Here is a 13,446-nt window from a genome sequence, read left to right as displayed (position 1 = left end):
CTGCTCTTTTCGCTCATCCTCGTGGTGGGGATGCTGGTGGACGGGGCCATCGTGACCACCGAACTTGCCGACCGCCGCCTGCAAGAGGGGCATTCGCCCCGCGCCGCCTATGCCCATGCCGCCAAACGCATGGCATGGCCGATCATCGCCTCAACGGCGACGACGCTCAGCGTGTTTTTCCCGCTGCTGTTCTGGACCGGCACGGTGGGGGAGTTCATGAAATTCCTGCCCATTACGGTGATCCTGACCCTGACCGCATCCCTTTTCATGGCGCTGGTCTTTATCCCCGTCGTCGGCGGGATTATCGGCAAGCGCCCGCCGCAATCGGCTAAGGACAAGGCGACGCTCCATGCCGCTGAACAGGGCGACCCGCGTGACCTGAAAGGCTTTACCGGTGGCTATGTCAAACTGCTGCAATTCGCCATCCTGCGCCCGTGGATGACCCTGATCCTTGCCATTTCCATGCTGATGGGCGGCTTCACGGCCTATGCGCAATTCGGCAATGGGATCACCTTTTTCCCCGATGTAGAGCCTGATTTTGCGCAGGTGCAGGTGCGTGCGCGGGACAATTTCTCGATCTACGAACAAGACGCGCTGGTGCGGCAGGTCGAGCAGCGCCTCTTTGCCTATGACGAGATCGCCAGCGTCTATGCCCGCACCGGCAGCAGCAACCGCGACAGTGCCGATCTGATCGGCACCATTCAGGTGGAGTTCACCGAGTGGGACGAACGCCGCCCCGCCGCCATCATTGGCGAGGAAATCCGGACCGAGATGGCGGCCATTCCGGGGATCGACGTGCAGGTGCAGACCGCATCGAACGGCCCCTCGGCGGGCAAACCCGTCAATCTGCGGATCGAGGCGCATGACCCGCAGGTGCAGCAGCAGGTGGTGGATCAGATCCGCGAGAAGATGGCCGATATCGGCGGTTTCACCGATGTGACCGACTCGCGCCCCCTGCCGGGGGTGGAATGGCGCATCGCCGTGAACCGGTCCGAGGCCGCGCGGTTCGGGGCCGATATCTCGACGCTGGGGCAGGCGGTGCAACTGCTCACGCGGGGCATCACGGTCGCGGATTACCGGCCTGACGACGCCGAAGGCTCCATCGACATCAATGTGCGCTTCCCGTCGGATGAGCGCACGCTGGAAGAGTTGCAATCGCTGCGCGTGCCGACCTCCGCAGGGCTGGTGCCGATCTCGAACTTCGTGACTTTCGAGCCGAGTCCGCGGACCGGCACGATCACGCGGGTGGATCAAGAGCGGGTGGTCACGATCGAGGCCAATGTCGCGCCGGGTGTCTTGGTGAACGACCAGACCGTCGCGCTGCGCAGCGCGATTGACGCGATGGACTTGCCGCCGGGTGTCGAAGCCTCCTTCGCCGGGGAGGCGGAGGACCAGCAGGAATCGATGATCTTCCTCGTCGGCGCCTTCATCACCGCGATTTTCCTGATGTTCGTGATCCTCGTGATCCAATTCAACAGCTTTTACCAAGCCTTCGTCGTCATGTCGGCCATCGTCTTTTCGATTGCCGGGGTGCTCTTTGGCCTGCTGATTACCGGACGGCCCTTCGGGGTGGTCATGGGCGGCATCGGGGTCATCGCGCTGGCGGGGATCGTGGTGAACAACAATATCGTTCTGATTGACACCTATAACGACCTCAAGAAACTCGGGCTGTCGCCGCTAGAGGCTGCGCTGCGCACCGGGGCGCAGCGTTTGCGGCCCGTGGTGCTGACCTCGGTCACCACGGCGCTTGGCCTGATGCCCATGGTGATTGGCCTCAACATCAACTTCTTCACGCGCGAGATCGTCTATGGCGCGCCTTCCACCCAATGGTGGACCGAGCTGAGCTCGGCCATCGCGGGCGGTCTGGTGGTGGCCACCGTGCTGACGCTGGTGGTGACCCCGGCGATGTTGATGCTGGGAGAGAAGAAAGCGAAACGCGCAAAGCCGACCCCGCCAGAGCCGGAACCGGTCGCTGTCTAGCGCAGGGTCAGGTGGCCGAAGGTCAGGCGGCCTAGGATCAGGCGGCCTTATCGGCCTTGTCTTCGGTCAGGATGGTGTAAAGCGTGGCCGGGTCGGGGTTCGACCGCAGCTTGGTGCAGATGCTGGTGTCGCGCAGTGTGCGGGCCACCAGTGCCAGCGCTTTGAGATGCTCCACCCCCGCATCTTCGGGGGCGAAGAGGGCAAAGGCCACGTCGACCGGTTGCCGGTCGACCGAGGAAAAATCAATCGGTTTGTCCAGTAGCACGAAGGCACCGACGACCTTGTCGATCCCGTCAATCCGCGCGTGGGGCAGGGCGACACCGTGGCCCACGCCGGTCGGCCCAAGGGTTTCGCGCGTCATCAGCGCGTCTACCACTTGGCCGGCCGGCAGCCCATAGGCTTGCTGGGCGAGTTCGCCGATATCCTGCATCAGACGCTTCTTGCTCGAAGCCGAAGTCAAAACCTTCACGGCCTCTGGCTTGAGGAGTTTGCCGAAATCCATTCCGCTCGCCCTGCTCTGTGGCGGAAGTTACCGCCGTGGGTTACGAAGGGTCGATCCAGCCGATGTTGCCGTCTTCGCGGCGGTACACGACATTCATCCCTTCCTGGCCTTCCTTGCGAAACAATAGCACCGGATCGCCCGACAATTCCATCTGCATCACCGCTTCGCCGACAGACAAAGTTGGCACCTTCGTCTGCATCTCTGCAATGATCATGGGTTGGAGGGTATCAGGTTCCTGCGCATCTGAATCGCTGTCTGACGCGAGGATATAGGAGGACGCCCCCAGAAGTTCAACCGGTTCGGCGCGTTCTTTGTGATGGTCCTTCAGGCGGCGCTTATAGCGGCGCAGCTGTTTTTCCATCTTTTCGCAGCAGCTGTCGAAGGCGGCATAGATCTCTGTCGCCTTGGCCTTGGCCGACGCATTAAGACCGGTGGAAAGATGCACGGTCGCCTCGCAGGCAAATTCGTGGCCCGTTTTGGAAAACACCACCATCGCATCTGTCGGGCGTTCGGCATATTTGCTGACCGCCTCGTCCAGTTCGGTCCGGACATGTGTCCGAAGCGCGTCGCCAATGTCGATCTGTTTGCCACTGATCTGATACCGCATATCGTCTCCTTGTCTTTCTTGTTCCGAACATTGCCAAACGGTCCACATGCGTGGAGCGCGACAACTTTCAGATATGGAGGAATGGCGCTGCGACCAGGATGATTTTGACCGTTCCTTCGCGGGAAGGGCGATGCAGGATCAAACAGGAACGCGATGTCACCATAGCTCAATGAGGCCGCGTTTCGGTTTGAAAGTCAATGCCGCCGATGCGCGTGCTATCCTTTTATCGCTACAATCAGAGCGGTTTTCCGCATCGTGCGAGCAAGGCTTTGCCGAGGGCTGGAAGACCCGGAAAAACGCGCTAAGTCTTAGGAAATACGGAAATTATCGCCAAGGTAGACACGGCGCACATTCTCGTTTTGCACAACTTCTTCGGGCGTTCCAGACATCAGAACTTTGCCCTCATGCAGGATATAGGCACGGTCCACGATCTCTAGGGTTTCGCGCACATTGTGGTCGGTGATCAGCACCCCGATGCCGCGCTTCTTGAGGTCGGCAACCAGTTGCCGAATGTCCCCGACCGAGATCGGATCGACCCCGGCAAAGGGTTCATCAAGCAGCAGATAGTTCGGGTTAGCGGCCAGACAGCGGGCGATTTCCACCCGGCGCCGCTCCCCGCCTGATAGCGCCAGGGCAGGTGCGCGGCGCAGGTGTTCGATGGAAAATTCGGTCAGCAACTCTTCCAGCCGTTCGCGGCGCTGGTGGCGGTGTTTGACCCTAATATCGAGGATCGCGCTGATGTTGTCCTGCACCGACAGCCCGCGAAAAATGCTCATCTCCTGCGGCAGATAGCCGATGCCAAGCTGCGCGCGGCGGTACATGGGCAGGGTGGTCACGTCTTTGCCGTCCACGGTGACACGCCCGCCTTCGGGCGTGACCAGACCGGCCACCGCGTAGAAAGTGGTCGTCTTGCCCGAGCCGTTCGGCCCCAAAAGCGCCACGACCTCCCCCCGGTCGAGCGCCATCGAAAAGTCGCGGATCACCGCTTTCTTGCGGTAAGACTTGCGCAGATGCTGAATGCGCAGGCCGGAATCGCCCCCGGCGACTTTCAGCTCGGGCGGCATCAGTTGTCGCTGCCGGGCTGCAAAATGGTCTTCACGCCGCCCGACATCTGCGCCGTGCCGTCGTCCAGGTTCACTGTCATTTCCTGCGCGCTCAGTGCACTGGGGCCCTGGGTCATCAGCACGTCGCCGCGCATTACCAAGGTGCCAGCGTCGATGTCGTAATCGGCGCGCTGCGATTCAGCGGCGTCCTCCCCCGCGACCAAGACCACGCCGCCGGTGGCCTCCAGCTTGGCGATGCCCTGATCCGAGGCGCGATAGACGACCTCGACCTTACCGGCGGAAAGGGTCATTTCACCCTGAGAAATCAATACATTGCCCGTGAAGACGGCGGTGCCCGTGGCATTGTCGACCGACAGGTTATCGGCGGTCACCTCGACGGGTTGGCTGGTGTCTTGCTCAAGCGCGCCGAAGGCGACATTGGCAGACTGTGCAGAGACAGGGGCGGCCTGCAGCGCGAAAAACAGCGGCAGCATCAAAATAAACAAGTGTCTCAAGGCAGTTACTCTTTCGTTGCTTGCGGCGTGTATATCAGTTTCACACCCTTTGTGAAAAGCAATTGCGATCCGGCGCTGTTCTGCCGGTTGGTGATGGCCATGCTGCCGGCGGTGATCTCGCCCGCGGGGCTGGTGGCTTGGACCGGGCCAGGCGATTGCAGGTCCAGCGTGGTGAGGTTCGAGATCATCCGCTCGGACAGGATTTCGTAGCCGGTTGAGGTGCTAACCCGCACATCGCCCGCCAGTTCCGCCGCCTCTGCGCCGGTGTCGAACCGCCCTCTGTCGGAGTGGAGCTTGATCTGGGCGCCGCCCTCCAAGTCTAGCGTGGCCTCGATCTCCTCGGCTTCATTGGTGCCGGTCTCCCCGCCGGGGGTGGTCAGTTTCTCGGCAGAGAATGAGATCAGATCGCCATCCGCCGTGGTGCCGGAATAGAAAGGGCCGGTGATCTGCTGGTCGCGCAGCCGTTCTTGGACCTCTTTGTCCGCGAAGGGGATCACGGCTTGCGGTTCAATCGCCCGCGACAGCAGGAATAGGGTCGATAGCAGCGCCAGCGCGATCAGCGGAAAGAGCACTTTCAGCCACGACACGACGCGAGAGTGGCGATCCCCCTTCATCCGGCGTCACCCCAGTCCGACGCGCAGGCAGTCGTGGATATGCAGCAGCCCGATGGGCGATTTGCCGTCGTTCTGCGCGGGGTCGGTCACGATAAGGCAGGTGATCTTGCGGCTGTTCATCACGCCCACGGCCTTTTCGGCCAGTTCGTCGGGGGTGATGGTCACGGGCGCGGGGGTCATGACGTCGCGGGCGGTCATGGTCATCAAGCCATCCAGATGCCGGGCGAGGTCACCCATGGTGATGATCCCGGCCAGCGCGCCTTCCGCATCGATGACGCAGACCACGCCAAAGCCCTTGCGGCTGATCTCGCTCAGCGCCTCGGGCATCGGGGCGTCGGCGGTGACCAGCGGCAGCTTGTCACCCACATGCATCAGATCGGCCACGCGGCTCAGCCTTGCACCCAGCTTGCCGCCGGGGTGGAAGTCGCGGAAATGCTCGGCGGTGAAGGCGCGGTTCTCCATCAGCGCCACGGCCACGGCATCGCCCATCGCCAGCGTCAGCGTGGTCGAGGTGGTGGGCACCACGCCGGTGCCGCAAGCCTCTGCCGTGCGGGGTAGTTCCAGCACCACGTCGCTATGGCGGCCAAGGCTGCTCTCGGCGCGGCTGGTGATGCCGATGAGCGGAATGGCATAGCGACGCGAATAGGCGATGAGGTTGGCAAGCTCCGGCGCTTCGCCGGAGTTGGAAATCGCCAGCACCACATCGGCGGCGGTGATCATGCCCAGATCGCCGTGGCTCGCCTCGGCCGGGTGGACGAATTGCGCGGGCGTGCCGGTGGAGGCTAGTGTCGCCGCGATCTTATTGCCGATATGGCCCGACTTGCCGATGCCGGTGACGATCACGCGGCCCTTGCAGGTGCGCATCAGGTCAACCGCGGCGCGAAAGCGGTCATCAAGGCTGTCGGCCAGCAGGGTCAGCGCCTCGGCTTCGCAGCGGATCACCCGGCGGGCGGTGTCGAGGAAAGGTGTGTTCATGCGTGTGCGAAGATGTCCGTGTCCGGCCATCCCTCCAGATCCAGCCGGGCGCGCATGGGCAGGAAATCGAAACAGGCCTGCGCCATGTCCATCCGGCCTTCGCGTATCAGGCGTTTGTTAAGTTCATCGCGCAGCCGGTGCAGGTAAAGCACGTCAGAGGCGGCATAGTCGATCTGCGCTTGGGTCAGCTCTTCGGCCCCCCAATCGCTGGATTGCTGCTGTTTCGAGATATCGACGCTCAGAAGTTCTTGGCAAAGCTTCGCCAGCCCGTGCCGGTCGGTATAGGTGCGCACCAGTCGGCTGGCGATCTTGGTGCAATAGACCGGCGTCGCGGTGGCGCCAAAGGTGTTGAGCATCGCGGCAATGTCGAAGCGGCCATAGTGGAACAGCTTCAGCACATGAGGATTTTCCAGCAGCGCGCAGAGGTTCGGTGCCTCGGTCTGGCCCTTGGCGACCTGCACCAGATGCGCGTGACCATCGCCGCCCGAAAGCTGCACGACACAAAGCCGGTCGCGATGCGGATGCAGCCCCATCGTTTCGCAATCAATCGCGACCATCGGCCCAAGGTCGAGGTCATCCGGCAGGTCGTTCTGATAGAGGAAATTTGTCATGAGCACGTCTATATCGTGCTTGTCCGGCATGGGAAAGCGGGGCTTTGCGCCGCGTCAGGCGGTGGCCAGATCCTGCAATGCGGGGCGCGGGTAGCGGCGCAGCAGGCGGTCGACCAGCAAATGGCAGCGGTAGCCGGACCATTCGGGGCGGATCAGCCCGCCGGGCAGGGCGGGATGCTTTAGCACCAATCGCCGCCAATTGTGCACGATCAGGCAGCGCAAGACCGCGACGTCCAAGGGGGTGAGTTGCTCTGGCGCGGGAAGCTCGGCATCCAAGGCCGTAAGCGCGGCCAAGAGCGCGTCATAGTCACCCTCAAGCTCGGCGGGTTCCACTGCGCGGCGCAGCCACTCGGGCGGCGGCGTGCCGGGCAGGGTAAGGCATCCCGTGGGGGCTGCGCTCTCGGCGCGCCCGACGTAAGCGCGGGGCAGGACGGCGATGAACCCCGCCTCTCGCAGGGCGTTGTCGGTCTCGCGCCCGTTCTCCTCGGTCACGACCATCTGCCAAGGTTCCGACAGGTCCGGCGGCGCGGCGTAGATGCGCGGACTGGCGGCAGCGCTTTCCGCGCGGCCTTGGGCGGTCAGGCTGTGCTGGCTGATGCGCCCGGCCTTGACCGATTGTAGCCAGCCGTCATTGCGCAGCCGGTGCAGTGCCACGCGGCTTGCCTCGGGCCGCACGTCGAGCGCGGCCATGATCTGCGACAGCACCGGCCCTTCGATTGCGTCGCCCTGTCCCTGTGCCAGATCGCCGAAGAGGCTGACCATCAGCGACCAGACCCGCTGACCGCCAAGGCCAGCGAGTGCCGCGACGACCGAGGGCGCGTGGTCAGACGGCATTCATCGTCAGCAGGTCGTATTCTGCGACCGCCTCCTCACGCTGGTTGGTCAGGGTCACATGCCAGCGCACCTCGCCATATTCCGCGTTGCGCGGCGTCTTGTGCTTGACCGAGAGCCGCACCTTGATGCTGTCGCCCGCCGAGACCGGTTCGAGGAAGCGCAGGTTGTCGAGGCCGGTGTTGGCCAGCACCGGACCGGGGTCGGGCTGCACGAAGAGGCCCGCGGCAAAGCTCAAGAGCAGGTAGCCATGGGCCACGCGCCCCGGGAAGAAGGGGTTCGCGGCGGCGGCCTCGTCATCCATGTGGGCATAGAAGGTGTCGCCGGTGAAATGGGCGAAGGTCTCGATATCCTCGAGCGTGACCTCGCGGGTGGGCGAATGGAAAGTCTCGCCCAGATCAAGCTCGGTGAAGCGGCGGGTGAAGGGATGGGCGCGGTCGGTGATCTCCTCGGCGCCCGGCACCCATTGCTTGCCGATGGCGGTGAGGATGTCGGGGCTGCCCTGCACCGCGGTGCGCTGCATGTAATGCATCACGCCGCGCACGCCGCCCAGCTCCTCGCCGCCGCCCGCGCGGCCCGGTCCGCCATGCACCATATGCGGCAGCGGGGAGCCGTGGCCCGTGGCCTCAGCCATAGATTTGCGGTTGTTAAAGTAGAGCCGTCCGTGGAAGGCCGCGGAGCCCATCGTCAACTCGCGCGCCACCTCGCCGTCATTGGTGATGATCGACGCCACCAGCGAGCCTTGGCCGCGGTTCAGAAGCTGTGTGGCGTGTGCGAGATCGCGGTAGGGCATGAGGGTGGAGACGGGGCCGAAAGCCTCGGTGTCATGCACGCGCTCGGCGGCATCGGGGTCGGCGCAGTGGAACAGCATCGGCGGCAGGAAGGCGCCCTTGTCGCGGTCGGCACCCTTCACGGTGAAGTTGTCGGGGTCGCCGAAAACGCGCTCGGCCTCGGCGCTTAGCAGCCCGACCTTCTCCAACACATCGCGTTTCTGGCTGCCCGAGACCAGCGCGCCCATGCGGGTGTCCTCGGCGCGGGGATCGCCGATGGTGGTCTTGGCGAGGCGCTCGGACAGGGCCGAAATCACCGCGTCGATCTGCGCGTGCGGCACCATGATCCGGCGGATGGCGGTGCATTTCTGCCCCGCCTTGGCGGTCATCTCGCGCTGCACTTCCTTGACGAAAAGGTCGAACTCTGGCGTGCCCGGCACCGCATCGGGGCCGAGGACGGAGGCATTCAGGCTGTCTTGCTCGGAGGTGAAGCGCACGGAGTTTTCCATGAGCTTCGGATTGCCGCGCAGCTTCAGCGCGGTGTCGGCGGAGCCGGTGAAGGCCACGGCATCCTGACAGCCGAGCAGGTCGAGCATATCGCCCAAGCCGCCGCTCACGAATTGCAAAGCACCCTTCGGCAGCAGCCCGCTGTCCAGCATCAGCCGCACGCAAAGTTCGGTCACATAGCAGGTGGCGGTGGCCGGTTTCACGATCGCCGGCACGCCGGCAAGCAGGGTGGGGGCGAGCTTCTCCAACATACCCCAGACCGGGAAGTTGAAGGCGTTGATATGCACGGCGACGCCCTGTAGCGGGCTGCAGATGTGGCGGCCCATGAACTGACCCTCGCGGCCCAGTTGCTCGGGTGCGCCGTCGAGGTAGACATGGGCGTCTGGCATCTCGCGCCGGCCCTTGGAGGCGAAGACCAGCATGGTGCCGATGCCGCCGTCGACGTCGATCTTGTGGTCCGACAGCGTGGCCCCGGTGTCGTAGCTCAGATCATAAAGCGCCTGTTTATGCTCCATCAGATGCAGCGCCAGCGCCTTTAACATGCGCGCGCGGTCGTGGAAGGTCATGGCGCGCAGGGCAGGGCCGCCGTGTTCGCGGGCAAAGCCCAGCATGGCGCCCGCGTCCAGTGCGTCGTTGCCGGCCTGCGCGATCACCTCGCCGGTGATGGCGCTGGCGATGTTGCGGGCGCCGGCCCCGGGGGCCAGCCATTCGCCGGCGGCGTAACTGTGGATATCGCGCATGTCGGCTCCTTCAGTGGGTGTCGTAGTCGATGGTGAGTTTGTCGCTCAGCGGGTAGCTTTGGCAGGTCAGCACGTAGCCGCGTTCGACTTCGTAATCCTCCAGCGCGTGGTTCGAGATCATCTCGACCTCGCCTTCCAGCACCTTGCCCATGCAGGTCGAACAGACCCCGGCCTTGCAGGAGAACGGCGCCTCCTGCCCGTTCTCCAGCGCCGCTTCGAGGACCGATTGCCCCTTCTGCATGGTGAAGCTGCGCCGCGCGCCGTCGATGATGACGGTGATCTCGGTGCCCTTCTGGCCCTCGCTGCGCTTGGCCATTTCCTGTTTCGCCAAACGGCCCTGCTGGCTTTCGCTGAACAGTTCGAACTTGATCTGCTCTTCGCCCAGCCCATTGGTCTTCAGCGCCTCGGCGATGGCCAGCATCATCGGTTCCGGTCCGCAGATGAAGGCGGTGTCGATGGTGTCGATCTGGATCCAGTGCTTGAACAGCGCGTTGCATTTGTCCTGATCGACCCGGCCCTCGAAAAGCTCCATGTCCTGCCCGGATTCGAGGATGTGGATCACCGTCAGGCGGCCCATGTATCGGTTCTTGAGGTCTTCGAGTTCCTCGCGGAACATGATCGTGTTCACCGCGCGGTTGGCATAGACCAGTGTGAAGGTCGACTTCGGCTCGCGTTTCAGCACCGTCTTCAGGATCGACAGCACCGGGGTGATGCCCGAGCCGCCCGCGAAGCCGAGGTAGTTCTTGGCCACCTCAGGTTCGATCGGGGTGAAGAACTTGCCCTGCGGCGGCATGGCGTGCAGCACGTCGCCGACCTTGAGCTCGGTATTGGCATAGGTCGAGAAGGCCCCGCCATCGACGCGTTTGATCCCTACCTTCAACTCGCCGTCGTCCAACCCTGCGCAGATCGAATAGTTGCGGCGCAGCTCGGTGCCGTCAAAATCCTGTTTGAAGGTCAGGTACTGGCCTTGGGTGAAGGCGAAGGCGTCGGGGTCTTCCGGCTTCAGCGTCAGCACCACGGCATCGCGGATGGTGTGGTGGATGTCGGTGACGGTGAGGGGGTGAAACTGGCTCATCGGGGCCTCAGATACATTTGAAATAGTCAAAGGGTTCAAGGCAGTCCAAGCACCGCCATTGCGCCTTGCAGGGGGTCGAGCCGAACTGGCTGATCCGCTCCACCGCTTTCGATTGGCAGTGCGGGCAGTGCTGCGGCCCGCCGGCGGGGCGCGGCGGCGCGATGCCGTAGGCTTCAAGCTTGGCGCGGCCGGTGTCACTCATCCATTCGGTGGTCCAAGGCGGGGAGAGTTGGCGCTTCAGCTCCAGCTTTTCGATCCCGTGGCCGTGCAGCGCCGTCTCGATGTCGAGGTTGATGATGCTGGTGGCGGGGCAGCCTGAATAGGTCGGCGTGATGGTGACGACCAGCGTGTCGCCGTGCCATGCCACATCGCGGATGATGCCCAGATCGGTGAGCGAAATCGCGGGGATCTCGGGGTCCGGGATCGCGGAGAGCCACGCCCAGACCGTCTCGACCGATGGCTTTTCGCCGCGGGCGGGGCCGCGCGAAGCGGGCCGGCGCACCACCCCCGGCACCGGCGCGGGGGCGGGCCGGCTGTGGGGGGCGGGTTTCACCATGTGGCGTCCGGGTAGGCGCGTTGCAGCCACTGCATCTGGGTCAGCATATGGCCCAGATGTTCGCTGTGCCGCGCGCCGCTTTTCCCGCCCCTATGGGCAAAGTCATCCTCGGGCTTGGTCAGCGTCGCCGCCTGCAGCGTGTCGCCGACCAGTTGGTCATAGCTTTTGCGCATGCTCGCCGGATCGGGTGCGATGCCGGCTTCGGCCATGGCGGCGTCGACATCATCGCCAATGAACATCTCGCCCACATAGGGCCAAAGCAGGTCGAGCGCCGCCTGCATTCGGCGGTGGCTTTCCTCGGTCCCGTCGCCAAGGCCGATCACCGTGTCGGAGGAGCGTTCGAGGTGATAGGTCACTTCCTTCGCGGACTTCTCGGCGATGGCGGCGATCTGCTTGTCGCTGGAATCGATCAGCGCGGTGAGCTGTGCCAGATGCCAGGCGTCAAAGAGGAACTGCCGCATCATGGTCTGGCCGAAATCGCCGTTGGGCTGTTCCACCAGCAGGACATTGCGGAAGTCCCAGACATCGCGGTGAAAGGCGAGCTTGTCCGCATCGCGGCCTTCGCCTTCGACCTCGCCCGCCAGACCGAGCCAAAGCTGCGTCTGACCGATCAGGTCGAGCGCCACGTTGGCCAGCGCGATGTCCTCTTCCAGCACCGGCGCCACGCCGCACCATTCCGAGACGCGGTGGCCAAGCACCAGCGCGTTGTCGCCCATCCGGCAGAGGAATTCGAACTTGGGATCGGTGCCGCTCACATCGCCCCCACTTCGTCGGGAATGTCGTAGAAGGTCGGGTGGCGGTAAACCTTGTCGTTGGCGGGCTCGTAAAGCGCGCCTTTCTCCTCGGGCGAGGAGGCGGCGATGGCGCTGGCTTCGACCGCCCAGATGCTCACGCCTTCGTTGCGGCGGGTATAGACGTCGCGGGCGTTCTTGATCGCCATTTCCGCGTCCGCCGCATGCAGGCTGCCGACATGGCGATGGCTCAGCCCGTGCTGGCCGCGGATGAAGATTTCCCACAGGGGCCATTCGGTGGGCCGTGCGTCGCCGTGGGGGGCGGCTTCGGTGCCTTTGTATTCGCTGGATTCAGGGCTGCTCATGTCGCTTACTCCGCTGCCATTTGTCTGCTGCGCTTTTTCTCGGCGTGGGCCAAAAGCCCCTCGCGCACCCAGCGGCCTTCGTCCCAAGCCATGTTGCGCGCCGCCAGCCGTTCGGTGTTGCACGGGCCATTGCCCTTGAGCACCTGAAAGAACTCTTCCCAATCCGGCTCGGCAAAGTCGTAGTGGCCAGTCTCTTCGTTGAACTTCAGTGTCTCGTCGGGGATCGTGAGGCCAAGGTATTCGGCCTGCGGCACCGTCTCGTCGACGAACTTCTGACGCAACTCATCATTGGTGTTCATCTTGATCTTCCACGCCATCGACTGCGCGGAATGGACCGAGTCCTTGTCCGAGGGGCCGAACATCATCAGCGCCGGGAACCAGAAGCGGTTGAGCGCGTCTTGCGCCATCTTGCGCTGGGCGGGCGTGCCATTGGCCATCTTCATCATGATGTCGAAGCCTTGGCGCTGGTGGAAGCTTTCTTCCTTGCAGATGCGGACCATGGCGCGGGCGTAGGGCCCGTAGGAGGTGCGCTGCAGCGGCACCTGATTCATGATCGCGGCACCATCGACGAGCCAGCCGACGGCACCCATGTCGGCCCATGTCAGGGTCGGATAGTTGAAGATCGAGGAGTACTTCATCTTCCCCGAAAGGAGGTCGCGGGTCATCTGGTCTCGGGTCACGCCCAGCGTTTCCGCCGCGCAGTAGAGGTAGAGGCCGTGCCCGGCCTCGTCCTGCACCTTGGCCAGAAGGATCGCCTTGCGCTCCAACGTCGGGGCGCGGGTGATCCAGTTGCCTTCCGGCAACTGGCCCACGATCTCGGAATGCGCATGCTGTCCGATCTGGCGGATCAGGTTCTTGCGATAGCCGTCGGGCATCCAGTCCTTGGGCTCGATCTTGCCGCCCGCGTCGATGCGTTCCTGAAAGGCGCGCTCGTCGGGGTCCATCTCGTCGAGGGATTTGACGCCCTTGCCGGTGGATTTGATCATCTGTGCATACATCGGTCCGTTCCTTTCGAGGAAAGAAG

At 63.7% G+C, this 13,446-nt stretch carries 15 protein-coding genes; 1 reads left to right on the top strand and 14 read right to left on the bottom strand.

Going from position 1 to position 13,446, the window contains the following annotated elements; all coding sequences use genetic code 11:
* A partial coding sequence (locus tag FCK22_RS05570; RefSeq protein WP_136720287.1) for an efflux RND transporter permease subunit occupies window positions 1-1,980 on the top strand: 1,980 nt, incomplete at its 5' end.
* Between the two features lie 37 nt (window positions 1,981-2,017).
* On the opposite strand, the gene FCK22_RS05565 is transcribed toward FCK22_RS05570, so the two are convergent.
* From FCK22_RS05565 to paaA, 14 genes are all read right to left on the bottom strand, one after another.
* Window positions 2,018-2,482 (bottom strand): PTS sugar transporter subunit IIA, encoded by a 465-nt coding sequence (locus tag FCK22_RS05565; protein WP_067267653.1) that lies wholly within the window; start codon window positions 2,480-2,482, stop codon window positions 2,018-2,020.
* Window positions 2,483-2,522: 40 nt separating this feature from the next.
* Entirely contained in the window at window positions 2,523-3,089 is a 567-nt protein-coding gene (gene raiA, locus FCK22_RS05560; protein WP_067267651.1) for a ribosome-associated translation inhibitor RaiA, read from the bottom strand.
* A 308-nt stretch (window positions 3,090-3,397) separates the two neighbouring features.
* Window positions 3,398-4,156 (bottom strand): LPS export ABC transporter ATP-binding protein, encoded by a 759-nt coding sequence (gene lptB, locus FCK22_RS05555; RefSeq protein WP_136720275.1) that lies wholly within the window; start codon window positions 4,154-4,156, stop codon window positions 3,398-3,400.
* Window positions 4,153-4,647, bottom strand: coding sequence for a lipopolysaccharide transport periplasmic protein LptA (gene lptA / locus FCK22_RS05550; protein ID WP_067267647.1), 495 nt, complete (start codon window positions 4,645-4,647; stop codon window positions 4,153-4,155). The genes lptB and lptA overlap by 4 nt, the downstream gene beginning before the upstream one ends.
* Window positions 4,648-4,652: 5 nt before the next feature.
* Complete coding sequence (gene lptC, locus FCK22_RS05545) at window positions 4,653-5,261, bottom strand: LPS export ABC transporter periplasmic protein LptC (RefSeq protein ID WP_067267645.1); 609 nt, start codon at window positions 5,259-5,261, stop codon at window positions 4,653-4,655.
* A gap of 6 nt (window positions 5,262-5,267) precedes the next feature.
* A complete protein-coding gene (locus FCK22_RS05540) occupies window positions 5,268-6,236 on the bottom strand; it encodes a KpsF/GutQ family sugar-phosphate isomerase (RefSeq protein ID WP_067267643.1) in 969 nt (322 codons plus the stop codon).
* Window positions 6,233-6,847, bottom strand: a complete 615-nt coding sequence (locus tag FCK22_RS05535; RefSeq protein WP_067267658.1) for a ribonuclease D — start codon at window positions 6,845-6,847, stop codon at window positions 6,233-6,235. Before FCK22_RS05535 ends, FCK22_RS05540 begins: the two co-directional genes overlap by 4 nt.
* Window positions 6,848-6,901: 54 nt before the next feature.
* A complete protein-coding gene (locus tag FCK22_RS05530) occupies window positions 6,902-7,681 on the bottom strand; it encodes a PaaX family transcriptional regulator C-terminal domain-containing protein (protein ID WP_067267642.1) in 780 nt (259 codons plus the stop codon).
* The gene (gene paaZ / locus FCK22_RS05525; protein ID WP_067267640.1) at window positions 7,671-9,695 is read right to left on the bottom strand and encodes a phenylacetic acid degradation bifunctional protein PaaZ; all 2,025 of its coding nucleotides are present in this window, start codon (window positions 9,693-9,695) and stop codon (window positions 7,671-7,673) included. The genes FCK22_RS05530 and paaZ overlap by 11 nt, the downstream gene beginning before the upstream one ends.
* 10 nt (window positions 9,696-9,705) lie before the next feature.
* Window positions 9,706-10,770, bottom strand: a complete 1,065-nt coding sequence (locus FCK22_RS05520; RefSeq protein WP_067267638.1) for a 2Fe-2S iron-sulfur cluster-binding protein — start codon at window positions 10,768-10,770, stop codon at window positions 9,706-9,708.
* Window positions 10,771-10,777: 7 nt separating this feature from the next.
* The gene (paaD, locus tag FCK22_RS05515) at window positions 10,778-11,326 is read right to left on the bottom strand and encodes a 1,2-phenylacetyl-CoA epoxidase subunit PaaD (protein ID WP_136720274.1); all 549 of its coding nucleotides are present in this window, start codon (window positions 11,324-11,326) and stop codon (window positions 10,778-10,780) included.
* Entirely contained in the window at window positions 11,320-12,042 is a 723-nt protein-coding gene (gene paaC / locus FCK22_RS05510; RefSeq protein ID WP_067265812.1) for a 1,2-phenylacetyl-CoA epoxidase subunit PaaC, read from the bottom strand. The genes paaD and paaC overlap by 7 nt, the downstream gene beginning before the upstream one ends.
* 35 nt (window positions 12,043-12,077) lie before the next feature.
* Window positions 12,078-12,422, bottom strand: a complete 345-nt coding sequence (gene paaB, locus FCK22_RS05505; RefSeq protein WP_231886377.1) for a 1,2-phenylacetyl-CoA epoxidase subunit PaaB — start codon at window positions 12,420-12,422, stop codon at window positions 12,078-12,080.
* 5 nt (window positions 12,423-12,427) lie between these two features.
* Complete coding sequence (gene paaA / locus FCK22_RS05500) at window positions 12,428-13,420, bottom strand: 1,2-phenylacetyl-CoA epoxidase subunit PaaA (protein WP_067265797.1); 993 nt, start codon at window positions 13,418-13,420, stop codon at window positions 12,428-12,430.
* Window positions 13,421-13,446 lie beyond the last annotated feature (26 nt).

The sequence above is a fragment of the Sulfitobacter sp. 15WGC genome, assembly GCF_005068605.1.
Lineage (GTDB): Bacteria > Pseudomonadota > Alphaproteobacteria > Rhodobacterales > Rhodobacteraceae > Sulfitobacter > Sulfitobacter faviae.
Note: the sequence above shows the minus strand (reverse complement) of the source record. Positions and strands in the feature narration are given on the sequence as shown.